This window comes from Flavobacterium bizetiae (assembly GCF_902804475.1).
GTDB classification, from domain to species: domain Bacteria; phylum Bacteroidota; class Bacteroidia; order Flavobacteriales; family Flavobacteriaceae; genus Flavobacterium; species Flavobacterium bizetiae.
Window position 1 is genome coordinate 13819 of record NZ_CADCSU010000054.1, and the last position, 26156, is coordinate 39974.

14 protein-coding genes are annotated in these 26156 nt (G+C 36.1%); 6 read left to right on the forward strand and 8 right to left on the reverse strand.

The annotated features are described in order from the left end of the window. Window positions 1–2 precede the first annotated feature (2 nt). From FLACOL7796_RS04850 to FLACOL7796_RS04865, 4 genes are all read left to right on the forward strand, one after another. Window positions 3–1535 (forward strand): RagB/SusD family nutrient uptake outer membrane protein, encoded by a 1533-nt coding sequence (locus FLACOL7796_RS04850; protein ID WP_173969704.1) that lies wholly within the window; start codon window positions 3–5, stop codon window positions 1533–1535. Window positions 1536–1727: 192 nt separating this feature from the next. Beyond that, window positions 1728–4667: a discoidin domain-containing protein gene (locus FLACOL7796_RS04855; RefSeq protein ID WP_173969705.1), complete on the forward strand. Its 2940-nt coding sequence runs from the start codon at window positions 1728–1730 to the stop codon at window positions 4665–4667. A gap of 151 nt (window positions 4668–4818) precedes the next feature. Beyond that, window positions 4819–7158, forward strand: coding sequence for a glycoside hydrolase family 95 protein (locus FLACOL7796_RS04860; protein ID WP_173969706.1), 2340 nt, complete (start codon window positions 4819–4821; stop codon window positions 7156–7158). Between the two features lie 249 nt (window positions 7159–7407). Continuing rightward, entirely contained in the window at window positions 7408–9675 is a 2268-nt protein-coding gene (locus FLACOL7796_RS04865; protein ID WP_173969707.1) for a GH92 family glycosyl hydrolase, read from the forward strand. A gap of 743 nt (window positions 9676–10418) precedes the next feature. Here the strand turns inward: FLACOL7796_RS04865 and FLACOL7796_RS04870 are convergent. The 3 genes from FLACOL7796_RS04870 to FLACOL7796_RS04880 all read right to left on the reverse strand — a co-directional run bounded on the left by FLACOL7796_RS04870 (window position 10419) and on the right by FLACOL7796_RS04880 (window position 16198). Next, window positions 10419–13733, reverse strand: a complete 3315-nt coding sequence (locus FLACOL7796_RS04870; RefSeq protein WP_173969708.1) for a tetratricopeptide repeat protein — start codon at window positions 13731–13733, stop codon at window positions 10419–10421. Between the two features lie 18 nt (window positions 13734–13751). Next, window positions 13752–15161 (reverse strand): sugar porter family MFS transporter, encoded by a 1410-nt coding sequence (locus FLACOL7796_RS04875; protein ID WP_173969709.1) that lies wholly within the window; start codon window positions 15159–15161, stop codon window positions 13752–13754. A 128-nt stretch (window positions 15162–15289) separates the two neighbouring features. After that, window positions 15290–16198 carry an AraC family transcriptional regulator gene (locus FLACOL7796_RS04880; RefSeq protein WP_173969710.1) on the reverse strand — a complete coding sequence of 303 codons (909 nt, stop codon included), beginning with the start codon at window positions 16196–16198 and terminating at the stop codon, window positions 15290–15292. A 139-nt stretch (window positions 16199–16337) separates the two neighbouring features. On the opposite strand from FLACOL7796_RS04880, the gene FLACOL7796_RS04885 reads away from it, so the two are divergent. Both FLACOL7796_RS04885 and FLACOL7796_RS04890 read left to right on the forward strand, forming a co-directional pair. After that, window positions 16338–17378, forward strand: a complete 1041-nt coding sequence (locus tag FLACOL7796_RS04885) for an aldose epimerase family protein (RefSeq protein WP_173969711.1) — start codon at window positions 16338–16340, stop codon at window positions 17376–17378. Window positions 17379–17497: 119 nt separating this feature from the next. After that, window positions 17498–19426, forward strand: coding sequence for a glycoside hydrolase family 97 protein (locus tag FLACOL7796_RS04890; RefSeq protein WP_173969712.1), 1929 nt, complete (start codon window positions 17498–17500; stop codon window positions 19424–19426). A gap of 243 nt (window positions 19427–19669) precedes the next feature. Here FLACOL7796_RS04890 and FLACOL7796_RS04895 read toward each other — a convergent pair whose 3' ends face one another. From FLACOL7796_RS04895 to FLACOL7796_RS04915, 5 genes are all read right to left on the reverse strand, one after another. Continuing rightward, window positions 19670–21016 (reverse strand): DUF3526 domain-containing protein, encoded by a 1347-nt coding sequence (locus tag FLACOL7796_RS04895; RefSeq protein WP_173969713.1) that lies wholly within the window; start codon window positions 21014–21016, stop codon window positions 19670–19672. A gap of 1 nt (window position 21017) precedes the next feature. Continuing rightward, a complete protein-coding gene (locus tag FLACOL7796_RS04900) occupies window positions 21018–22469 on the reverse strand; it encodes an ABC transporter permease (protein ID WP_173969714.1) in 1452 nt (483 codons plus the stop codon). A 5-nt stretch (window positions 22470–22474) separates the two neighbouring features. Further along, window positions 22475–24769 carry a TonB-dependent siderophore receptor gene (locus FLACOL7796_RS04905; RefSeq protein WP_173969715.1) on the reverse strand — a complete coding sequence of 765 codons (2295 nt, stop codon included), beginning with the start codon at window positions 24767–24769 and terminating at the stop codon, window positions 22475–22477. 29 nt (window positions 24770–24798) lie between these two features. Further along, window positions 24799–25494 carry an ABC transporter ATP-binding protein gene (locus tag FLACOL7796_RS04910; protein ID WP_173969716.1) on the reverse strand — a complete coding sequence of 232 codons (696 nt, stop codon included), beginning with the start codon at window positions 25492–25494 and terminating at the stop codon, window positions 24799–24801. 287 nt (window positions 25495–25781) lie between these two features. After that, window positions 25782–26132 (reverse strand): hypothetical protein, encoded by a 351-nt coding sequence (locus FLACOL7796_RS04915; RefSeq protein WP_173969717.1) that lies wholly within the window; start codon window positions 26130–26132, stop codon window positions 25782–25784. Between the last annotated feature and the right edge of the window lie 24 nt (window positions 26133–26156).

The window sequence follows — 26156 nt, forward strand, 5'->3', positions numbered from 1 at the left end:
TTATGAAAGCAAAAATTATAGCCTTTATGGCTCTGGCAATATTATCGACCTCCTGTTCTTCAGATTTTTTGGAAGAAGATCCTCAAAGTTCACTTACTGCTGCTCAGGCTTATGGTAGCTTAGGTAAAATTGAGCCTGTTCTTTTGGGAGCTATAACAAATTGGAGAAATATGCAAAAAGACCGTGCAGGACTTTATACTTCTCTTGGTACAGACGAAGCACAACAAGGTGCTTTGCAGGTAACGGGAGATGCAAACCAGGCCGGACTTGATTTATACAATGGTTTTCTAAGTCAGGAGAATCAGGCAATTGGACAATTATGGAATGACAGATGGCCAGTAATTGAAGTAGCTGCACAAACTATTAGAGCATTAGGAACCAATACCGAAGATGATAGTGCAAAACGTGATCTTTTAATGGGTGAAGCTAGTTTTTTAAGAGCAACATTAATGTTTGAGCTTACACAATATTGGGGAGAAATACCTATTAATGATAAAGCAAAAACGGCAGAATTTGGTTTAAAACGTCAGCCTTTGCCTTTGGTTTATTCTTATATCGTTGCCGATTTAGAAAGAGCAATCGAAAAACTTCCTGCATCACAGAGCAATCCTGCATTTCCTGCAAAAGGCGTAGCTCAGGCACTTTTAGGAAAAGTATATCTATATGCTCCTCAAGCTTCAGGATACCGCGATTATACTAAAGCAAAGCAATGGTTTGGAGCCGTTATTACTTCTGGTAAATATAGTTTATTGTCTAATTACGCAGATGTTTTTAGTCCGGATCATGCTAATTCTTCTGAGTCTTTATACGAATGGCAGTATAATAACAACTGGCCTGATAATAACCAGATACAATGGCAGACAGGTTCAAGAGTTTTAGCAAACATAAACCAATACGCTTATTTTGGAGGTTATGATCTTATACTTCCTACTCAATATTGTTATAAAGATAAAACGGATGGCGGAATTTGGGAACCAGGTGATACACGTAAAGATGCAAGTATTCGTTATGATTTTACTTATAAAGGAGTTAAACCAACACTTCCGGCTGGTTTTGGAGGTGATGAGTTAGATCCGCACATTAAAAAGTTTGAAGATATTCGTGTAGAAGGAAAACAATCATTTTGGAATTCAGGTAAAAATAAAGCCTACATCAGATATTCAGATGTATTGCTTAATTACGCAGAATGTTTAAATGAATTAGGAAATACAACAGAAGCTGAAGGATATGTAAATCAGGTTCGTACAAGAGCTTTTGGAGGAACATTGCCAGCAGGAATGGCATGGAGCGGACTTTCTCAGGCTCAGTTTAGAGATCAAATTTTGGATGAACGTATGCGTGAATTAGCTTTTGAAGGCTGGAGAAGAATGGACCTTACTCGTACAGGGAAATTGGTAGACCTAGTAAAAGCACGCAACAAATGGGCCAAACAAAACGGTACAATAGCTGCATTTCATAACCTTTATCCTATTCCTATAGGCGAGATTAAGCTTAATGATGAGATTGGTCCGGAAAATCAAAATCCAGGATATTAATGTTTTTGAAGACAGTTTTAATGTAATTTTTTATTTTTTGGTCATGTGATTTTGGTTAGTCACAGTTTTGATTGTAATGCCATTTTGGATTTAGGTAATAACAGTACGAAGTTTTCTGTTAGAAAAAACTTAGTCCAAAATGGCATTCTTTTTTTTAATGTTTACAAAAATGTAAACGAATCAAATAGTAATATGAAGTTCAATAATATTCACTTTTTTATATGGTTATTAGTTTTAAATGCTTTTTCGTTAAGTATTTATGCTCAAAACAAAGTAAGTTTAAACTCTTCTGATATCGTTTGGAAAGTAAAACCACAAGCAGAAATAGGGCAGGACAGTCTTAAAATATTCTCCCCAAATTACACCGGAAGCAATTGGGTAAATGCCGTTGTTCCCGGCACCATTTTCAATTCGTATGTTGTAAGCGGATTAGAGAAAGATCCTAATTACGGCGACAATATTTATCAGGTCGATAAAACAAAATATGATCGTAGTTTTTGGTACCGTTCAGAGTTTAAAGTACCTGCAAATTTTACAAAAGAAACTATCTGGCTCAATTTTGAAGGAATCAATCGCGAAGGTGATGTTTACCTTAACGGAAAAAAACTGGCCACATTAAGCGGTATGATGCAACGCGGTAAATTTGACATTACAAAATTGGTACGTCGCAACGATAAAAATGTATTGGCAATTTTGGTAAGTATCCCAAAGCTACCCTTAAATAATTACGGAAGTCCAACTTATATTTCAAGCGCCGGTTGGGATTGGATGCCTTATGTACCAGGATTAAATTCCGGAATTACAGATGATGTTTTTCTAAGCAATACAGACAAAGTAACGATTGTAGATCCGTGGATTCATACCAACTTACCTTCAAACGCACGCGCAGATCTTGAAGTAAAAGTAGAGCTTAAAAATTCATCGGCACAAAATCAGGAAGGAGTTCTTACGGGTGTAATTATGCCCGGAAACATTACTTTTTCTAAAAAGATTAATCTGGAGGCCAACGCAATTACAAGTGTCAATTTAAGCAAAGAACAATTTCCGGAACTTTCTATTCAGAACCCGAAACTATGGTGGCCAAATGGTTATGGAGATCCTAATTTGTATACATGTCAGTTTACTTTTAAAATAGGTAATACAGTTTCAGACGAGCAAAAAATAACCTTCGGAATTAAAAAATATACTTACGATACAGAAGGCGGCGTTTTACATGTTTCGATCAACGGAAAACGTGTTTTCTTAAAAGGAGGAAACTGGGGAATGAGCGAATATATGCTTCGCTGCAGAGGAGAAGAATACGATCTTAAAGTAAAACTCCACAAAGAAATGAATTATAATATTATTCGTAACTGGCTAGGTTCGACTACAGATGATGAGTTTTACCAAGCCTGCGATAAATATGGAATTATGGTTTGGGATGATTTTTGGCTTAATGCAAATCCAAACCTGCCATTAGACATTCATGTTTTTAATAGCAATGTAATTGAGAAAATAAAACGAGTAAGAAATCATGCGAGTATTGCCGTTTGGTGCGGAAATAATGAAGGTTTACCACAACCTCCGCTTAACGGCTGGATTGCTGAAAACATCAAAACATTTGATAATAACGACAGATATTATCAGCCATGTTCGAACACAGGAAACCTAAGCGGTAGCGGACTTTGGGGCAATAAAGATCCGAGGTTTTATTTTACCAAATATCCTGCGGCTTATGTAGGCACGGGAGATGGACCAAGTTGGGGTTTAAGAACCGAAATTGGTACAGCTGTTTTTCCAAACATCGAAAGTTTCAAGAAATTTATTCCGGAGAAAGACTGGTGGCCAAGAAACGATATGTGGGACAAACATTTCTTTGGAGAAAAAGCTTTTAATGCATCACCGGATAATTATGATAAAAGCATCATAGAACGTTATGGGAAACCGAATAATCTGGAAGAATATACCATAAAAGCCCAATTACTAAATATCGAAACCAACAAAGCCATGTACGAAGGCTGGTTAGATCATATGTGGGAAGATGCTTCAGGTATTATGATCTGGATGAGTCAATCGTCGTACCCAAGTATGGTTTGGCAGACTTATGATTATTACTACGATTTAACAGGTGCCTATTGGGGTGTAAAAGCCGCTTGTGAACCTATGCACATTCAATGGAACTCGGTGAATAATTCGGTTAAAGTAATTAATACTACAGGAACTGATTTCAAAAATCTAAATGCCGAAGCAACGGTTTATAATCTGGATGGAAAATCAGCAGCAAAATTCAACCAAAAAGCCGTAGTAGATTCGTATTCGAATACAGCGACAGAAAGCTTTGTGATTCCGTTTTATTCGAACCAAAAAGATCTTGCTTTTCAGAAAAATGTAACAGCTTCTTCTACAGATGGAGGAAATACCAGAGACGTTACAGATGGAGATTCTAACAGTCGCTGGGCAAGTAAATCAACAGAAGACGAATGGATTTACGTTGATCTTGAAAATGAATACACTGTAAACAGAGTAGTTTTAAACTGGGAAAATGCCTTTGGAAAAGAATATAAAATTCAAACCAGTACAGATGCAAAAAACTGGACAGACGCAAGCATTATAAAAGAAGGAAAACAAGGACTTGAAACTATTTCTTTTGATGAAGTAAAAGCCCGTTATGTTCGAATGTTAGGTATAAAACGCGGTTCTGGCTGGGGATATTCACTTTATGATTTTAAAGTTTTTGGTGCCGATGCCAATACTTCAGAGTTGAGTCCGGTACATTTTATTCGATTAAAATTAAAAGATGCTCAAAATAAAGTAATTAGTGAGAATTTTTATTGGAGAGGAATTAACATGAAAGACTTCACCGATTTGAATAAATTGCCAAAAGCAAACGTAAATGTTTCCAGTAAAGTCGTAAAACAAAACGGGAAATATGTTGTAAAAGCTAAAGTTTCAAGTCCGTCAGGAATTGCATTTGGAGTTCACATTCAGGCTTTAAATGATAAAACAGGAGCGCAGATTTTGCCGGCAATTATTAGTGATAGTTATTTTACTTTACTAAAAGGAGAAAGCAAAGAAATTACCGTAGAATTTGATGAAGCACTTTTGAAAAACGGAGAAAAACTGGTGATAAAAGCTATTCCATACAATAAATAAGAAATTATTCTAAACGCAAACCTGACAGGTTTTTAAAACCTGTCAGGTTTAATAAACATCGCAAAACGATTAAATTAATTTGCCACAGAAAAAATCATTTCCAATTTTTTTATCCCGATAGCTATCGGGAGTGGCTAAAAACAAAACAATTATGAACATTAAAAAATTTAAAGCCCTGCTTTTTATACTATTGCCCTTGTTAGGTTATTCGCAAAATAACCCATTAGAATTATGGTATAACAAACCAGCATCTCAATGGGAAGAAACATTGCCGTTAGGAAACGGACGTTTAGGAATTATGCCGGACGGCGGAGTGACAACCGAAAAACTGGTTTTGAATGAAATTACCTTATGGAGCGGAGGTCCGCAAGATGCCAACAATTACAAAGCATATTCTTTTTTGCCACAAATAAGACAATTGTTATTGGAGAATAAAAATAAGGAAGCACAAAAACTAATCGACCAGCATTTTATCTGTACAGGAGCAGGTTCCGGAAGCGGAAACGGTGCTGATGTACCTTTTGGAGCGTATCAGGTTCTGGGAGATATGACATTAAAGTTTGATTATAAAACCCAGTCAAAACCGGTTAATTATAGCAGAAACCTGGACATTCAAACCGCAGTTGCCGGAACTCAATTTACAATTGACGGCGTGAGGTATAAGCGTGAATATTTTACAGGATTTGGCGACGATGCAGGTTTTATCAAATTGACTTCTAGTAAAAAAGGAAAACTAAATTTCACCATTCAGTTAGATCGACCAGAGCGTTTTAAAACCGTAAATGGTACTGATAATTCTCTTGTTATGACAGGTCAGCTTAACAACGGAACTGACGGAAAGGGAATGAAATATAAAGCAAAAGTAAAAACTCAGCAAGTAGATGGAAATGCTTTATATACCAATAATAAAATTGAAATAAAAAATGCTACAGAAGTTGTGATTTTTATTTGTGCAGGAACAGATTATAAAGATAAAAACTTCGAAATTACTACAGATAAAGTTTTGGATGCTGCGATGCAAACGAAATATCAGGATCAGAAGAAAAAACACGTTGAAAACTACCAAAAATTATTTAATCGTTTGACTTTAAATTTCGGAAAAAGCGCAAAGAAAACATTACCAACCAATGAGCGCCTGGATACTTTTGTAAAAGAACCAGATGCAGATACAGCGCTTCCAATTTTGTTTTATCAATACGGACGTTATTTAAGTATCAGCAGCACCAGACTAGGATTGTTGCCTCCAAACTTGCAGGGTTTATGGGCGAAAGATGTACAAACGCCATGGAATTCAGATTATCATTTAGATGTAAATGTTCAGATGAATCACTGGGCTTTAGAAACCGCTAACTTATCAGAATTGAATCTTCCATTAAAAGATTTGACTAAAGATTTGGTACCAAATGGAGAAAAAACAGCCAAAGCTTATTACAATGCTGATGGTTGGGTTGCACACGTTATTACAAATGTTTGGGGTTTTACAGAACCGGGAGAAAGTGCTTCATGGGGAATCACAAAATCGGGTTCAGGATGGTTGTGTAACAATTTGTGGAGCCATTATTTGTACACAAACGATCAGGCGTATCTGGCTGAAATTTATCCGATATTAAAAGGAGCAGCACAATTTTACAAAAATATGTTGGTGAAAGATCCTGAAACGGGATGGTTAGTAACATCGCCATCGGTATCACCGGAAAATTCATTTTTGTTGCCAAATGGCGATGCGTCGCACGTTTGTATGGGACCTACAATAGACAATCAAATTATTCGCGAATTGTTTAATAACGTGATAATCGCTTCTAAAAAACTTGGTTTAGATAATGATTTAAGTATTGAATTAGACAAACAATTAAAATTATTACCGCCTCCGGGAGTTATTAGCCCTGATGGAAGAATCATGGAATGGTTGAAAGATTATAAAGAAGAAGATCCTCAACACCGTCATATTTCTCATTTGTATGGTTTATATCCGGGATCTTTGATTACTCCTGAAAACAAACCAGAATTGGTTGATGCAATTAAAAAAACGCTTGAAGTAAGAGGAGATGACGGAACAAGCTGGTCTATTGCATACAAAATGCTGTTTTGGGCTCGTTTAAAAGATGGAAACAGAGCTTATAAATTATTTAAAACAATCCTTAGACAAACACGTGATACCAATATTAATTATGGTCCTGGTGGCGGTGTGTATGCCAATTTACTTTCTGCAGGGCCGCCATTTCAAATTGATGGAAACTTTGGTGCAGCTGCCGGAATTGGTGAAATGTTAATTCAGAGTCACGCCGGATTTATAGAATTATTGCCTGCAATGCCGGATGCCTGGTTAAACGAAGGGGAAGTAAAAGGACTTAAAGCCGAAGGAAACTTTACCATAAACATCAAATGGGAAAAAGGCAAAGTAACAAAGTATGAAGTTTTATCTCCTGTACCAACAAAGGTAAAAGTGAAAGTAAACGGAGAAATGAAAGAGATTACATCTTCTAAATTATAATTTGTAGAATTTAATTAGACCTAACAGTCCCGAAGCCTCGGGATTAAAACCTGTTAGGTCTACTATATTGAATAGATTCCAGCTTTAGCTGGAGGTAATAGAAATTCATCTCAAATATGGCTTTAGCCGAAATCTTAAAGTATTTTGGCTAAAGCCATTATTATATTCAATTCTTAAAAATCTGCAGCTAAAGCTGGAGCCTTTTCAATAAAAGAATGAAATCATGTTTTACTAATTTAATTCTAAACAATGAATTTTACTAAAATAATACTCTTTGGAACACTATTAAGTTCAATAGTTCTGGGAGCACAAACCACAGAAAAAATAACCTCGCATGTAAACCCCTTTATAGGTACAGGCGCAGCACACGGATCTCCACTTTCGGGGAATAATTATCCCGGAGCGACAGTTCCGTTTGGGATGGTGCAATTGAGTCCTGACACGAGAAATACTCCCGATTGGAGCGTTGCCAGCGGTTACAATTATAATGACAGCACTATTGCAGGTTTTAGTCACACTCATTTAAGCGGAACGGGTGTAGCCGAATTATTCGATGTTATGTTGATGCCCTTTAGTGGTGCAATAGTCAAAGAAGAAGCCGGACAAAATGCGTATCAGTCTAAATTTTCTCATGAAAAAGAATCGGCTAAACCCGGTTATTACAGCGTAGAATTGTTAGATTATCAAATAAAAGCAGAACTTACGGCAACTACACACGCCGGTTTTCATAAATACAGTTTTCCTAAAAATAAAGAAGCCCATATCGTGATAGATTTAGATCATTCGATGAAAAAATCAGATTGGAATACACTTATTATTGCTTCGCAGCTTTCATTTCCTAATGATCATACGATCGAAGGTTATCGCGTTATCACGGGTTGGGCGCCAATGCGAAAAGTATTTTTTCACGCTGAATTCTCACAACCTATAATCCATAATCATGTTACAGATGGCGGAAATATTTATGATAATGCCAAAATAGTCAACGGAAATGCAATCAGAGCGATTTTAGATTTTGATACCTCAAAACAGCAAGAAATTTTGGTAAAAGTAGGGATCTCAGCAACTAGTATCGAAAACGCACGTTTGAATGTTCAGACTGAAATTCCTGTTTGGGATTTTAACGCAACGGTAAATGCTGCCGATGCCGTTTGGGAAAAAGAACTTAGCAAGATAAAAATTGACGGAACAGAAGAACAAAAGCAGATTTTCTATACCGCTTTGTATCATACTTTTATCCAACCGAATACTTTATCAGATCTTAGCGGAGATTATCCTTCAGTCGATTTTACGACTAGAAAATCATCCAAACCTTATTATTCAACATTCTCTTTGTGGGATACGTATCGTGGTGCACATCCTTTGTACACCATTTTGCAGCCGGAACGCTCGGTTGATTTTGTAAATAGCATGTTGGCATATTACAAAGTCTTTGGTTATTTACCCATCTGGCAATTGTGGGGACAAGAAAATTACTGTATGATAGGCAATCACGCCATTCCGGTTGTGGTTGATGCCGTTCTTAAAAATCTATCAGGAATTGATGCCGAAGCAGCGTTCGAAGCCGTAAAAAATTCGTCAACACGTGAACATCCGGGATCACCATTTAGTCTTTGGGAAAAGTATGGTTACATTCCTGAGAATCTAAAATCCCAGTCGGTTTCATTGACTTTAGAAATGGCTTACGATGATTGGTGTGTGGCGGAATTAGCGAAAAAACTCGGTAAAACAGATGATTACAATCATTTTACAAAACGTTCTCAGTTTTACAGAAATCTATACGACAAACAAATAGGATTTTTTAGAGCAAAAGACGATAAAGGCAATTGGATCGGGCCATTTGATCCTTTAAAATACGGTGCAAATGGCGGATATCCGTTTACAGAAGGAAATGGATGGCAATACTTTTGGTACGTTCCACAAGATGTAAAAGGACTTGTAGGTTTAGTGGGCGGCGATAATACTTTCACTAAAAAACTCGATACTTTTTTCACTTTAGAAGATAAACCCGAAGAAGTAAATGACAACGCTTCTGGTTTTATTGGTCAATATGCGCATGGAAATGAACCAAGTCATCATATCGCTTATTTGTACAATTACGCAGGACAACCTTGGAAAACACAACAATATGTTTCAGAGATTCTGACGAAAATGTACAATACCACTTCATCCGGTTATTCCGGGAATGATGATTGCGGAGAACTTTCGGCCTGGTATATTTTTAGCGCAATGGGTTTTTACCCTGTTAATCCGGCAAGCAGTACGTATGTCATTGGATCACCGTCTCTTAAAGAAGCTTCTATCGAATTGAACGACGGAAAGATTTTTAAAGTGATAGCAAAGAATGTTTCTGATAAAAATATTTATATCCAAAGTGCTAAACTGAATGGTAAAAACTACACCAAGACTTTTATCCATCAAAAAGATATCGACGCTGGCGGAACTTTAGAATTTGTTATGGGATCAAAACCTAATAAGAAATGGGGAACTAAATTTGAGGATAGACCGATTAAGTAGGTTTATATTTTACGGAAATAGCCTACAGATTATGCGGGTTGAACGGGTCTTCGCAGATTTTATTTTATTATTTTTCCGTATTCTTGTCATCCTGACGAAGGAAGGATCACACTAGAAACTCCGCAATCTGAATCACCAATCTTTGTAGAGCTACGTGTGAGATCCTTCGTACCTCAGGATGACAAGATTGTGGAAACCTTTGTCAAAGTTCTAAACTTACAAGATTAGAAGAAAAGATTCTTATGAAAATGATTGCCCTAGCCCCGATAGAAGAGGAAATCCTTTTGTGGCGGTGTTCGCCACAAAAGATTGGAACGAATAGCGGGATTAGCTCCTGAAAAAAGTATAGAAATCAGGATGACAAGATTGTGGAAATCTTTGTCAAAGTTCTAAACTTTGACAAAGTTCTCCCTAAAAGTTATTCTGCGCAATTTTGTCATCTCTGACGAAGGAGAGATCACACGAGAAGCTCCACTAGGAAAAGACATAACCTTTGCCGATCTACGAGTGTGATCCTTAGTTCCTCAGGATGACAACAATGTGAATAACCATTGCAAGCAAAAAAAATCCGTTTTATATCCGCGTTTTCGCAAAGCGAATCCGTGTCATCCGCGTGCCATATTCAACGCTTAGAAAAAACAAAAAAGGTTTGATGAAATTAATCATCAAACCTTTTTTTATTCCCAAAGACCCGACAGGTTTTATGGCCTTTCGGGTCTAACTGTTTAAATACCTATACTAACTTAAACAGAAACGGATTCTTCATTTTTCAATAAAGACAAATGTATGGTAACGCCTGAATGGCTTTTTTCTTCAGAAAGAACTGTTTTGAAAGTTTCTTCAGCTTCAGCTTTTTTATCCAAACCTAAAAGTCCCAAACCTTGCATGTACAAACAGTGAATTCTGTTACGTTTATCTAAATCATCTTCCCAAATCATAAGATCAGGCAATGAAACCGCGAAATAGTCAATCGTAACATGATCGTTTAGATGCTTTTGCGCATACGTAACAAGTTTTTCGAAACGTTTATTAGCCTCAGCGGTATCATTTAATTTTAAGAAAGCAAGACCCTGATAGAAAATTTTATCCGGTTGCTGATCGTTATAGAAAATCGCAGCCGTAGGTTCTTCTAGTCCCTGAGTCGCTTTTTTCCACCAGTTATTGGCTTCTTCCTGATTGTTCTTTTTATCGAAAGCAACGCCAAGCCAATAATGAATATCATTTTCCTGAGCGCCCGGTAATTTCCCTTCGCCAAGATTATCAGGATAAGTTTGCGCTTGTTCTAAAAGTTTTATAGCCTGATCATAATTGCCTTCAGAGATTTGTTGTTTCGCAATTTCGGTTAAACTCGTAAGATATTGTCCGCTTACTTTTCCTTCGCCGCCTTCCCACGGATGGAAAATTCGGTTTTGTAATAAAGTTAAAGCCTTGTCGTGTTTCCCTAAAAGGTTGTACAAAGCCACTCTTTCTAAGTAAACATCGTCACGCTGAATCACCAATTCTAAATGTTTCTCTAAGAAAGCCAATCTGAAAACCAGATCTCTGTTCAAACGTTTGTACAATTGATCAAGTTCCATTAAAATTCTGGAATCATCTAAATCTAATGAAAATGCTTTCTCTAAACTGGCAAGCGCTTTTTCTTCATTTTCTAATTTATTGTAATAGGCCAGAGCCAAATTACGATGTACAGTTGGGAAGCTATCATCTATAGCAACTGATTGTTCCCAGCAAGAAATGGCATCATCATAATATTTAGAAGCATACCAGAAGTTTCCTAAATAGTACAAAGCTTTTGCATCATTGGTTTGTTTCGCGATCACATTTTGAAGTACTAATGCCGCTTCAACCTGATTTGGGAAACAATAATCCGGTTTTGCCTGAGACGCCATTTTAAAGCACTTTTCGGCTTGACCGAAATCATTTAATTTTTCGTAGAAAGAACCTGCAAAATACCACGCCAATGGATATGTTTCTTCGTCTTTTAATCCTTCATTCAATAAATTTGCGGCTTCCTGATACAAACCTGCAGCAGCATAATCTAACGCATATTCTATATACGTATGAATGTTGTTTCTGATTAATGAATTAAAATACGCAAGGTCTTTTTTGTCATTGCTTAAAAGGTATTTTTCGAAAAGTAATCCGAAATTGAAGCAATCATTTTCAAGATAATCATTTGCTAATTGTAGCGCTTTTTCATGCTGACCTAATTTTCTAAGGAAAGCTACTTGCAAATGCAATGCTTTATGATCTTCGGTATTTTTAGAAATTGCTTTTTTGATGTGCGTTAAAGCCAATTCATAATCGCCATTTAATGCGTCAAGTTGCGCTACATAAAAATAACCTTGATTTTGCCAGGCCGCATTCCACGTTGCTTTATAGAAAGCATCGTAAGCTTCTTTGTTTTTATCTTGATATTTAAGACATAAACCTAAATTGAAATACGGTTCTCCATCATACGGATTCGGATTTCTCTGTGTCAAAGTTTTGATAGCCGCTCTAAAATAAGGTTCAGCTTCTGTAAATTTTGCTCTTCGCATCAGCCATAATCCCATTGCATTATTCGAACGAACATCGCCGGCATCACGTTTTATAGCTTCTTTGTAATACGGAATCGGGCTATAAGTAGCGTGTCTGTATTGCTCTAAATGCTGTGCCGTCAGGAACAATTGCTCATTACTTTCGATAGTTTCCGGAGCAAGGGCAGGTTTTGCTGCTTCTGGAATTTCATCTTCATTTTGTGCTTCATATGCCCAATCTACCAGAACTTTACCATCGGCATCCGTTACTGAAATCGACAAACTTTCTAAAGAAGCATTTTGATCAAAATCAATTGTTTCTTCGAATGAATTGTACGGAGAAGCATCGTATTGTTTTTGTAATAAAACAGTATCGTTGCTTTTTAAAGTAACTGTTGTATTCGGGTAAACACCTGTTGTATAAGCTTTAATTACTAATTTATTATCGATACTTTCAATATTAACCATCGCATTTTTAGTCGCATTTTTCACGATGCCTAAATCGCGGTACGGCATAAAATACTGTGTAAAATCTTTTTGTTCACCCGGCATAATCCACGTAAAATCTGGCTGATTATCCGTGTAAACGCCACACATTAATTCAATATATGGGCCATCTTCATCAGTAAGGTTACGATCCCAGGCACGACCGAAATCGCCATGTCCCCAAGTCCATTGTTTTTTTCCCGGAGAAACATGATGATTGGCTACGTGCAATAATCCGCCTTTTGAATCATTTTCGTATCCGCCCACAAAATTATATTTAGATGCAATCGCCATATAAGATGTTGGAACAGGAATATTTTTATAACGCGAAATATCAGTTCCCGGTGAATAATCTACTTTGTAATAGGTTCCTTTTGCAATTGGGAAAGACGAAACATCGCGTTTACCGTGGTCAAAAACAGCATTTACATCCGGTGGAAAAACCGATTGATAATCGTCATTTACTTTAACCGCAGGATTTGCCCACCATAAAAAGGTTTGTGGGAAAGATGTTCTGTTGTATAATTGCGCTCTGATTTCTAAATATGCTTTGTCAGGATACAATCTAAATCCCGCCATACCTTTGGTTCTAAACATACGCTCGACCTCGCTGCACCAAACGGTTGCGCTTCCGTCTTCACGTTCTTCGATTGTGAAATCTACCGGATCAAAAGTCGTTGGTCTGTGGTGTTGTGGCCAGTTAAACTCAATTCCCCCAGAAATCCAAGGACCTGTAAGGCCCACTAATGCCGGTTTTACAACCTGATTATAATATACAAAATGACGTTCTTTGGTTTTATCGTATGCCATATGCACACGTCCGCCAAGTTCAGGCAAGATCATTATTTTAACAAACTCATTTTCAAGATAAACGGCTTGATATTCTTTGTCGACTTTTTCGTCTGCGATTTTTTCAATAACCGGATAAGGATATACAGATCCGTTACTTCCCTGATAAACTCTTTTTTCAATGAATACAGGATTTTTTTCAGGTTTGCCCACCTCATAGGTTGGTAGGATTATTTTTTCCTTCCAAACATTTACTTTTTGCATGATGTAATGAAATTTAAATTATTGAATATTCTTTGATTTTTTATCAGAAACCATCAGTTCCTCAATCTCTTCAAGACTTTTGTTTTTGGTTTCAGGAAGTTTTTTGAATACAAACAGAAATCCTAGGGCACAGATCACTCCGTAGATCCAGAAAGTTCCGGATGTGCCTAAATATTCGTTGAAAATAGGGAATGTCTGTACCAAAAGTGCAGAGGCAATCCAGAGAGCAAATGTCGCTACAGACATCGCAACACCTCTGATTCGGTTAGGGAAAATTTCAGATAAAATAACCCACGTGATAGGAGCAAGAGACATGGCATAAATAGCGATCGCTAATAATACCAGTAATAATAATGGGAATCCGGTAACATTGGTATAATAAAAATACCCCAATAAAGCGTAGATTACAGCAAGTGCGCCAGAACCAAAAAGCATTAGTTTTTTACGGCCAATTTTGTCTACAGTTCCCATCGCAACCAATGTAAACACAAGGTTGATGCTTCCTGTAATAACAATATTCATAAATAAATCGTTGATACTATAACCCGCCGAAACGAAGATTTCCTGAGCATAGTTAAAGATGATATTGATACCGCACCATTGCTGAAAAGCGGCCAATACAATCCCGATTGTTAGAATTGGTAATGCTTTTTTATCCAGTAACATTCTGAAATCAGTTTTCTCGCTTTCGTCGGTAAACGTTTCTTTTATTTTTACCGTAGCTTCTTTGGCGTAGGCCAAACCTCCAATTTTAGTTAGCGTATTTTCGGCTGTATCGTAATTTCCTTTTTTAGCCAAATATCTTGGGCTTTCAGGAATTAAAAACATTAATATAAAAAATAGAACTGCAGGGAAAAATCCAGCCCAAAACATCCATCTCCAGCCCGTTTGTCCGTTCCATGAAGCCAGAATTTCAACGTGTGTATATCCTGCCGGAATAACTTCGGTAATCAGCATATTGGTGATTTGTGCGGCAAGAATACCTATAACTACAGTAAGTTGGTTGATTGATACAAAAAGTCCGCGGGTTTCTTGCGGAGCGATTTCGGCAATATATAAGGGTGAAATTGTCGACGCAATTCCAATCCCGATTCCGCCAATAATACGCCAGATAATAAATACCGTAAAAGTTTCTGAGGCTCCGGTTCCAAGAGCCGATAAGGAGAATAATATGGCGGCAACGATCAACATAGGACGTCTGCCGTAAGTATCTGCCAGTTTTCCGGCAACGGCTGCTCCCGCAACACAGCCTACAAGCGCACTACTCATTGCCCAGCCCTGAAGCGCAGGAGAATTAGAAATGCCAAAATAAATTTCGTAAAATGGTTTTGCACCACCTATTACAACCCAGTCGTATCCAAAGAGTAAACCACCCAATGCTGCGACAAGGCTAATTGATAGTAAAAAGGTATAATTATAATTTTTCATAAAAAGGTTTTAATAGCTTTTGTAAAATTAGCAGAACAGGAACCTTTGATTTATGGATATTTTTTTTGAATAGATGGATTATAATACGATTTTTTTGCGCTTCTGGCTAAAATACGAAAACAATTGCGTTACTGCTTGTATTCCGTGCGATATTGTATGGGCGAAGTGCTCATTATTTTTTTGAATAAACGCGAAAAATACAACGGATCATTAAACCCCAAAGCAAAGCTTATTTCTTTAATACTCATAGTGGTAAAGCTGAGATATTGACAGGCTTTTTGCATTTTTAAGTAATTGAAATAATGTATAGGAGAGTAGCCCGTTTGCTTCTTAAACAAGGTAAAAAAGTGCGAAGACGAGTAATTAAAGTAAGCAGCGACATCATTGATTTTTAGCGCTAAATCCAGATGTTTTTTCATATAATCAATTGCGGACTCAATAGTATTATCCTCTGAAAATTGCCTGTTTTTTTTGATGAAAAATCGCTCATATAAAAAAGCATTCAATAATTGCCATAACGAGAGATTGGCATATTCCAGATTACTGGCACTATAACCATCTTCCATAACATCCAGGATATTTTCAAAAAGTTCAATACGTCTTTCTTCAAGCGACAATTGAGGCGCTGTATCAGGAAATTCGGTAATGAACTTTTCGTAGAAATGTGGCGCTTGAGGCCCGGTAAAATGAATCCAGTAAATACTCCACGGATTTTGTTTTAGTGCATAATAATCATGCGCCACTTCAGGAGGTATTATATAAAAGGTATTCGCTTTGAGCGTTATGGTTTTGTTTTCTTTACTAATGATACCTTCACCTTTATAACAATAAATAAGAATGTATTGTTTGCTGCCATGTTTTCGTTTCATCGAATGGTGGCTTGCATTCGGGAAAACTCCAATATCTGTAAAATACAAACTGGCAATAAGTGCATTTTTTTTAATGCTCGAAAGTATGTTTTTAGGAATCACGATCATACGTTGGCCTAAAAAACCTTCTTTAACTTTTATCTTTTCCTTTTGTGGTGAATTCTTCATTTTTGCGGATACTATTTTTCAAATATCGTAATTTAATCCATGTTTTTAAAAAAAATGTCCATTTTGATGACAATAATCAAAACTACATTTGAAACATTCGAATAACAATGATGTTTTTCAATCCTTTTTTTAAAACTATATGAATTCTATTAATAATATTGTATGCGAACCTTTTGGCGTATGCGATGGCAAAGAAATCTTTAACTTTCGACTCACCAATGTTCACGGAAACTATGTTGAACTCCTTAATTATGGAGCCATAGTAAAATCCATAGTGGTGCCGGACAAAAACGGAATTAAAGAAAATGTAGTCTTAGGATTTCCTACTCTTGAAGGATATCTAAAAGACAAATCTTATATAGGAGCAACGGTTGGGCGTTTTGCCAACAGAATCAATAATGCGGAATTTTCGATCGAAAATAAAACCTATTATCTCGATAAAAACGATGGAAAAAACAACAATCACAGCGGTTCTGCAGGATTTAACAACAAGGTTTTTGATTTTGCGATAAAGGATGATGCGATAGTTTTTATTCTGGAAAGCAACAGTGGAGAAGGCGGTTTCCCCGGAAACTTAAAATCAAAAGTGATGTATAACTGGACGGATAAAAACGAACTCAAAATTAAATATTTGGCTTTAGCCGATGAACCAACGCCGCTCAATTTTACCAATCATTCTTATTTTAATTTATCGGCCTGTAAAGAAAAAATACAGCATCATTTTCTAAAAATTGAAGCAGACAAAATAGTTGAAAGTACGGCAGATTATATCCCAACAGGGAAAATTTTACCCGCAGAAAACTATGCTTTTCAAAACTATAAATTAGGAGATGTGATGAAAAATTGCGGACTCAACACGTATTATATTTTTAATGATAATAAAATACGTCCCGATTTTTCATGTGAATTATTCGAAGAAAAATCAGGTAGAAAGTTACTCGTAAAAACTACTTATCCCGGCGTACAATTGTACACAGGAGATTATCTTAATAGTGCTGTTTTGGGCGAACATGGCAAGTTTTACGAACCTTTCGACGGGCTTTGTTTAGAATGCCAATATTATCCGGACAGTCCGAATCACACCCATTTCCCAAATACAATTTTCGAAGCCGGACAAGTTTATAATGAAACGATTATCTATGCTTTTGATGTTGTGATTCCAAAATATGCCACAGATTAGAAAGATTAAAATGATTTTTTAGCGATTAATTGTAGAAATTAATTCGTGCTCATTCGTGAATTCGTGGCAAAAAAATTACAATTACTAAAAATTGAACTATCACCTCTAAATTATATACAATGAAAAAAATGCTTATTCATAGATCCTTAAGTTTGCTGATACCCGCAATGTTTTTTGTGCAGCTAACCACTAAAGCACAAAACGATGGACTTTCTCTAAAGTCTAAAGATAATCTCAACAAAATCGAGTTGTCTTTCGCTAAAGATGGAAGCTTATCTTATGAAGTAACACGACGTGACAAAAAGATACTTTTAAATTCTCCGCTGGGTCTGACTTTCACCAACAATGATTTTACTTCTGGATTATCAGTGGTAAAAGTTTCACCTGTCGAAGAAAAGGTAGAAAAATACGAGCTTAAAGTGGCGAATAATAAAATTGCCAATCATGTTTTTAAAAGTAAAAGCATCACGTTTAAAAACGGGCAAGGTGCTTTGATGACAATAGATTTAATTGCCGGAGAAGAAGGAGTTGCTTTTAGATACAGATTTGCCGAAAAAGAAAATCAAACCAGAGTTCTTAAAAATGAAAGTACAGGATTCCATATTGATCAAAATGCCAAAGGATGGCTTCAACCTTACAATAAGGCTGGAGATTATACTCCGGGTTATGAAGATTTTTATATTAATGTAAAACCTGGAGACCCAATAAATGGTGCAAGAGGTGAATCTGTGGGTTGGTGTATGCCGGCACTTTTTAATGTAAACGATGCTAAAAGTTGGGTTCTAATTGCAGAATCTGCAACTGACGGTTCGTTTCCGGGATGCCATTTGCAACCCGATTCTAAAGGCGGAATTTACAATATAGCTTTCGCTAAAAAAGACGAGAAATTTACGTTGCCTTTACCGGATAAAGAAGCTTATCCGGAATCAAATTTACCTTGGACAATGCCTTGGAGAGTAATTATGATTGGCGATAAAGCAGGAGATATTTTATTATCGACTATGATTACAGATTTGGCTCCAGCCTCAAAAATCGAAGATACTTCGTGGATTGTATCCGGAAAAGCTGCATGGTCCTGGTGGTCACATCCTGAGGATTTTACTCCGGAAATGTACAATAAATTTACAGATGTTTCGGCTTCATTTGGTTTTAGATACACGCTTTTTGATGCCGGATGGGAAAAAGCCAATAAAGAAGGAAAAATTATCGATTACGCTTTAGCAAAAGGAGTTCAGCCATTGGTTTGGGGATATTCAGCAGAGTATTTTGACGCGGATAAAAGAAAGAAAAGATTCAAAGAACTGGCTGATATGGGCGTAAAAGGAGTTAAAATAGATTTTTGGTGCTCAGATCGTCAAGAAGTTATGGGAACTTTGCAATCGGTTTTTGAAGATGCTGCGAAACAACATTTATTAGTAAACTTACACGGAACAACGGTACCAAGAGGATGGCACAGAACATGGCCTAATTTTGTAACAGCCGAAGCAATTCTAGGAACCGAAAGCTATTTTTACGAGCCAAGATTTCCGGAAATGGCAGCAGAACAAAACACCGTATTGCCTTTTACAAGAAACGTAGCCGGACCTTCTGATTATACGCCGTTTGCATTAACTTTTAGAAAATACACTCGTTTAAATACAGGAACACATGAATTGGCGATGGCGATGATTTATACATCAGGAATTATTCATTTTGCCGATTCAGAAGAGGTTTTTAATTCATTACCAAATGAATTGAAGAATCTATTAAAAGAAATGCCGGCGACTTGGGATAAAACAGAATGCATCATTGCAGAACCAGGAAAAGCAGTTGTATTATCGCGTAAAAAAGACAACCTTTCGTATATCGTGGGAATCAACGGAACAAACAAAGTAAATCCAGTTTCAATCGATCTTAAAAAATATGGAAAAGGCTATTCAAAATTCAGAATTATCTCTGAAGGCAAAGACCCGTTAATGGATTTTAAAGTAGAAACTCATCCGATAACTTCAAAATGGCAGTATAACTTAGCTCCAAAAGGAGGATTTATTATTGAGTTTATAAAGTAATAATATTTTTAATGGGAGTGTCTTTTTAACCGCAAAGCACGCAAAAGTTTACGCAAAGTTCGCAAAGCTATTTCAATATATAGCTTTGCGAACTTTGCATTTTTTATAAAAACAACATAATAAAATCTTCCGTTCTTTGCGGTAAAACTTACCATTAAACCATATAAGTGATATAAGTAATTTAAGCTTAATTATATGTAGATCTATAATATGAACTTATATCACTTATATGGTTTAAAAATTTTAGATGGTTTGTTTTTTAAAATTCCTCCATCCAAAACCAATCAGCAATAAATTGAAAAGTAATAAAGGCAAAAATGCTTTTGCAAAACTTACTTCAGATGGATCATTAAAAGTTTCCACTTTAAATTTAGACCAGTTTTCTTTACTAACATCTGCATTATCAAATATTTTTGGATAGAAATACAAACGCATTTTTTCATGGAATTGCTTTGTCTCTTTCAAAAATAAAAGCTGGTTTCCCAGATCAGATTGAGCAATTTCGTTTAACTGAATCTGAGTGTGTAAAGTTGGAATAAAGTGCGCAATAAGCTGACTCGCTTTGTTTCGCTGTTGTAATTTATGCTCTAATTCCTGAGATTGTTTTGCCGAATCATCATCTCCCGCTTGTTGCATGGCATAATACCAAAGCCAGCTGAATTCTTTGTCCGGCAAAGGATACGTTTTAAATTGCGGATAATGATTGTAGAATTTATCCATTGTTATTTTTTTATCCATATCCCATTTTTCATGATAGGCATTTCTTTGCTTAACCGTCAATTCTAAAGCTTCCGGAATTGGAAATTTATTGACAATATAAGTATTGATTGTTGCCGGTAAAATGATGATCAAAAACAACCAGATTGTCAATAAAATAACCGCATTGAAGTTTGAATTTTGTTGTAACGAAACAATGAAAAAGCTTATAGCAAACCAAAAAAGGATGTATAAAATTCCGAGACCGTAAAAGGTAAAAAGTGCCTGATTAAGCGGAATATTCAAAAATAAAATTGCGATAAAAAGTACCATTGTTAAAAGCGCAATTAAACTTAAAATTCTAATGTAGAATAACTTCAGGATGTATAAAAAAGTATTATCGCTTTGTGTAGCGACAATTTTCCATGTTCCGCTTTCTTTTTCTTCTGAAACCAGATTATAAGAAAAGGCAATGATTAATAGTGGAAAAAGATAAATCAGTACAAAACTAAAATCGATGTTTCCGGATAATAAATTGTTGGGGTTATTTAATTCCGAGTCGTATTTCTGACCTTCTAAACCTCGAATTGTAACACTTTGTATCGACGGATTTACATCTCTTTGCCCAATTGCCAAACTATTAACAGGTAAGGTTGCATTGACCAATGAAAATTTGATGTAATAGAGCAGAAGCCCCATTTCGTCTTTATGAAAAGCAGCATTTCTGGCAATATGTTCTTTTTGATAAAGTGCCGCTTCTTTAATATTATTCTGTTGCTTTTGCTGAAATTGCTGACCAATTAAAAGACTTATAAAACAGATAATTAAAAGGAAAATCAGTCCGATTTTGGTTCCTTTCGATCGTATGAAATTTTTAAATAGTAATACTAACATATTAAATGGCTTTAAGGTTTTTTGCTGCAATTCGAATCAAAATAAACAGCATTATAGTCCAGAGAGTGATAGAGAGAACAGAAACAATTTCAGATTTTAAAACGTCCAAAATTCCTTTTGGTTCATAATGAAATTCGGCGACATCAGCCCAATGTTCTTTGTTGATAGTTAGTGGTTTATCATTTGGTCCAGGTTTTTTGTTACTAATGTATTTTACCTGTAAACCATTCATTTTTTGCGCCATGTTATAACGATACTCTTCCGCTTGTTTCTGAAAATCGATATACGAATCATAATCTGTATTGGATAATCCCATCGATAAATTTTTCATTGCGATATACGGATTCAAAAATGAAACTGTTTTAGAAAAACTGTTTTGCTTTTCATAAACCTTCAGTAAAGTTTCTAAATGTTGATTGTATATGCGGGAGCTTATTTTCTCCCCTTCGGTCATGATAAATCCGGAATAATTAAAAGGCAGTTTTTGTACCGAATCTACTTTGTAGACGCTTAAAAGAGAATCTTTAATCGCTTTATAATGCAAATCATTAGGATTGTGACTGTCTCCTTGTTTAAGAATATCTTTTTCGATATCACTCTGAAACTGAATTTTAGACGGAGCTTCGTAAATATAAGCGCCAATTGCCTGAGTGGTTCGTGGCAGGATAATCGTAAAAACCAACCAAATTCCAATTAGCGAGATTAATGCTTTTTTAGATGTTTTGCTAGATGCAGAAACCAAAACTGCGATCACACAAAAGAAAATCAGATAAATAAAATGAAACCCAATAAATAATAGCATTTTGATCGTTTCATCGGCAGAAATGCTGAAATTTTGCAGCAACAACCAGATAAAAACCAAAACAATAATGGTTGGGATAAAAAACAGCATAATAACGCTGGCGATTCCTAGTATTTTACCTCTTAATAATTGTTTCCAACTGATTCCCTGACTTAAAAGCAGTTTTAGAGTTCCGTCTTCTCTTTCGGCTGCGACCGCATTAAAACCTAAGAAAAAGATCAATAAAGGCAATAAAATTTGTAAAACCATTGCAATACTGATTTCTCCAAATCGAAGCATACTATTAGAAAATCCTGCTTCAGAGAAATTAGCGGTATTTTGCTTGTGCGCTTCCAGAAAAATGGCATTCCCGAAGAAAGGTTCCATCCCAAATTCAAAAATACTTAAAGGCGTACTTTTTCTGAAAGCAAAATTTCCGTAATGCGCCATTCGGTGTGGGTTCTTGTCCGGATTTTTCAACCAGTCTTCTCGGGATTCGTGCTGGTATTTTTCGCTGGTTTCGTTTTGATTGGTATAATTTTCCCAACCAGAAAAAGCAGCATAAAGTAAAATAATCCCAATAAAAAGGGTGATAATAAAAACTGCCGAATTTTTAAAAACGGAGTTCTTTAAATGTTTGGCGATTAAAATTTCTGTGTGTAATGATTTCATACCAATTAAAATTTATAAGTTACAGTCAGGCTAAAATTTCTGGGAGCTCCGGGAAATAGTCTCAAATAATTTTGAGCACCTAACCAATAGGTTTTATTAAATAAATTACCAGCGTTTACAGCAATTTGCATATTGCTCTTGTTGGGTTTGTAATAAATGGCAGCATCAAAAACAGTAAAATCAGGAAGAGTAAAAGCTCTGGTAAACCATGGTACTTTGCTGCTTTGATATTGCATCCCGAAACCCACGCCCAAATCTTTTAAAGCTGAATCTGAACTGAAGTTATAACGTGTCCATAAATTAGCGCTGTTTTTAGGCGTATTTTGTTTTCTGGCCCCAATTAAGGATGCATCGCGATCGTTGGTAATTTCGGCATCGATATAACTGTACGAAGCATTTATTTGCCAGTCGGCTGTGATATAACCTGCAAGATCACACTCAAAACCACGGCTTCTTTCCGCACCTCTGGTGACCAATAAATCAGGATTGGCAGGATCATTAGCATTCATCAAAATATTACGCTGATTGATCTCGTAAATTGCTGCATTAAAACTCATCGAATTATTGAAGAAAGTCGTTTTTATTCCCACTTCTTTCAAATTACTTTCAAGCGGATCGAATAAACTTCCGGCGGGTAAAGACCCCGTTTGCGGCATTAAAGTCACCGTATTCGATTGTGGCTGATAACCTTCAAGATAAGTGGTATAAACATTAATTTCATTGTTGACCGCATAAGTCACGCCTACACGAGGCAACAAAGCCGATTTTTTAACCTTCAATTCATTATTCGATTCATAATTGGTAATATCTTCAAACCATTCGTTTCGTAAACCCAGCAAAAACGTAAATTTTTCCCACTGAATCTGATCCTGAATATAAATAGCATTTGTAGTCGTTAATGCAGATGGCAACGCTGTTCTTATATTCAACGTATAATCATCTGCGCTTGTAATAGTATATGTTGGATTATTCAGATTGAAATAATTAACATTGGGTTTAGGCAAAACAACTCCATCAATCGTAGTAGTTTGATAATTAGCTGCATTTGCCGTAACAAAAGTAGTGGCCACAGTTCCGTCTTTTAGTAAATAACCTCTTGCGGCATTTTGTCCGCCGCCTTTGGTTTTGTTCCAACTGCTTAAATCGTAGCCAACCAATAATTTGTGTTTTATTTTTCCGGTTTTTAAATCAAAATTAAAATACGTACTCAAATTGTCGATATCCCAATATTGCTGGCGTTGCACAAATTGCATCATAGCCAGACTGGTCACAGGCTGATTGTTCATATCAACGGCAAAACCGTTTGTCGTTCTGTGTTCCTGAAGATCTTCTGTCCAGGATTGTTTCATATATTGTGCATTAAAACCAATTTTAGAACTGAATTTATGCCCCAAACTGGTCGTAAAAATCATTTCTTTCGATTTAAAAAAATCACTCGGTGCACCCAGATTCAGACTTATAGGTGTTTTGTTTAAACTGGTAACTCCTGCAACAGCGCCAAAAATAGGCTGACCACGATCCAGAATCCCGGTCATATTACTAAGAATCAATTCAGTATTAATAGCCGTTTTTTCGTTTGGGATATAACTGAAAGACGGAGAGATCAAAAACGATTTATTACTCACTAAATCACGAAAAGATTTGGCTTCCTGATACGCTCCGTTTACACGGTACAAAAGAGTTTTCGATTCGTTAAGAGGTCCGGTAAAATCCAGACTTCCGCGTAAAGTACTAAAACTTCCCACGCTAAGACTCACTTCTTTGCGATCGATTGCTAAAGGTTTTTTGGTCACCAAATTAATGCTTCCGCCAGGATCTACAGAAGAAAATGTAGCACTCGACGGGCCTTTAATCACTTCTACACGTTCGATATTAGTAGTTAAGGGTTGTAAAAAGTAATATTGGCGGGTTCGCATACCGTTTACAATCTGACCTTCTTCATTCTGACTAATGCCACGAATCGTATATTGATTGTAATAACTCGCCGGAATCACACCACTTGCCATTTTTACAGCATCAGCAAGATAAAAAGCACCTTTATCTGCAATTAATTCTTTGGTAATTGTAGCGATAGATTGCGGAATATCCTTGTTTAACGCTGCAGTTTTTGTGGCAGCAAACGAATAATCGCTATTGTACTTCTTTGACGAACGTCCTATAATTTCAACCGTTTGCAATTCATTTCTTGCCACTTTTACAGAGTCCGGAACAATGCTGTCTTTGGCTTTTTTATTAATGATTTGCGATTGTGCGCATTGAGAACCAATTATTAAAAATATAAAAGGATATATATGTTTCATTTTTATGTTAATGGAAATTATACTTCCTTTTATACAGTTTGTAAATACAAATCTTCCAGTTCGTTTGCCGATATTTTGTCGGCTTCGATAACTGTTACCAGGTTTCCTTGTTTCATAATTCCAATGTGTGAAGCTACTTCTCGGGCTCTGAAAATATCGTGCGTAGCCATCAATATTGCCGTTCCGTCTGCAGATAGTTCTTTCAGGATTTGCGAAAATTCATTCGAAGCCTTCGGATCTAATCCGCTTGTAGGTTCATCTAACAATAGCACTTTTGCTTTTTTGGCAATCGCGATCGCAATACCGACTTTTTGCCGCATTCCTTTAGAATATCCGCCCAGATTTTGATCGTGTGCCGTTATTTGCAAACCTGCTTTAGTCAAAAAATAAGTCAATTCACCCGTAGAGTATTTAAATCCTGCAAGCGATGAGAAGAATTTTAGGTTTTCTAAACCCGTAAGATTAGGATATAACATTACGGTTTCAGGAATGTAAGCCACATATTTTTTAGTTTCCTGAGCATTAGATATAACCGATATATCATTGATTTTTAATTCTCCTTCTGTTGGTTCAATAAAACCCAGAAAGAGATTAATTGTAGTCGTTTTTCCGGCACCATTCTGGCCTAAAAGTGCAAATATTTCCCCTTCTTTAATAGTTAGGTTCAGTTTATTCAAAGCAGTATGACTGCCATATTTTTTGGTCAGATTTTCAGCTATAAGCATAGTTTTTATGTATTTGGATGATTTAATTTAGATTTTACTCACAGTCAAAATCACAATGAGAGTTGAACTTGGAGACTTGAATTGTAAGGATAGGAATAGTGTACTACGGTTTCTGTAGAAAAAAATTAATTGGAATTTGAAAATAAGAATGACATTTTTACCTCCTATTCAATACGATTTTTGGTATGAACAGAGTGTATCAAATGAAATGCGATCAATTCTCCTTTTACCAATTAAAAAATAGGTAAGAGGTGTTTTTAATTTTCCGAAAATAAAAATGTAGTAAACTAAATTAGGGCAGGAGGTGCTCTAAGAGAAAAAAGACTGCCTTTAAAAAAGGTTGAAGCAACTTTAGTATAAAAGAATACATAAGAAGTTTCGGTGCTTACCTTGTCAAAAGATAAAGTTTGAAATGAATTGGGAATAAAAGTACTAAAAGCAAAATGACAAACGTGGCAGTTCGTATCAACAGTATGGCTGTGCGTGATTTGCTTTTGACCTTCAACGTATTGATGATCACAAGGTTTCTCTGTTAATTGCTTGTAGATGTGCTCATAAGAATGGACAGTCTGAAACAGCATTGCGAACAATACAGCTAAAGACATAAAAAGATTAATTAAGATAATTTTCTTTTTCATTCTTGTTCTGGAAATCCTTTGTTT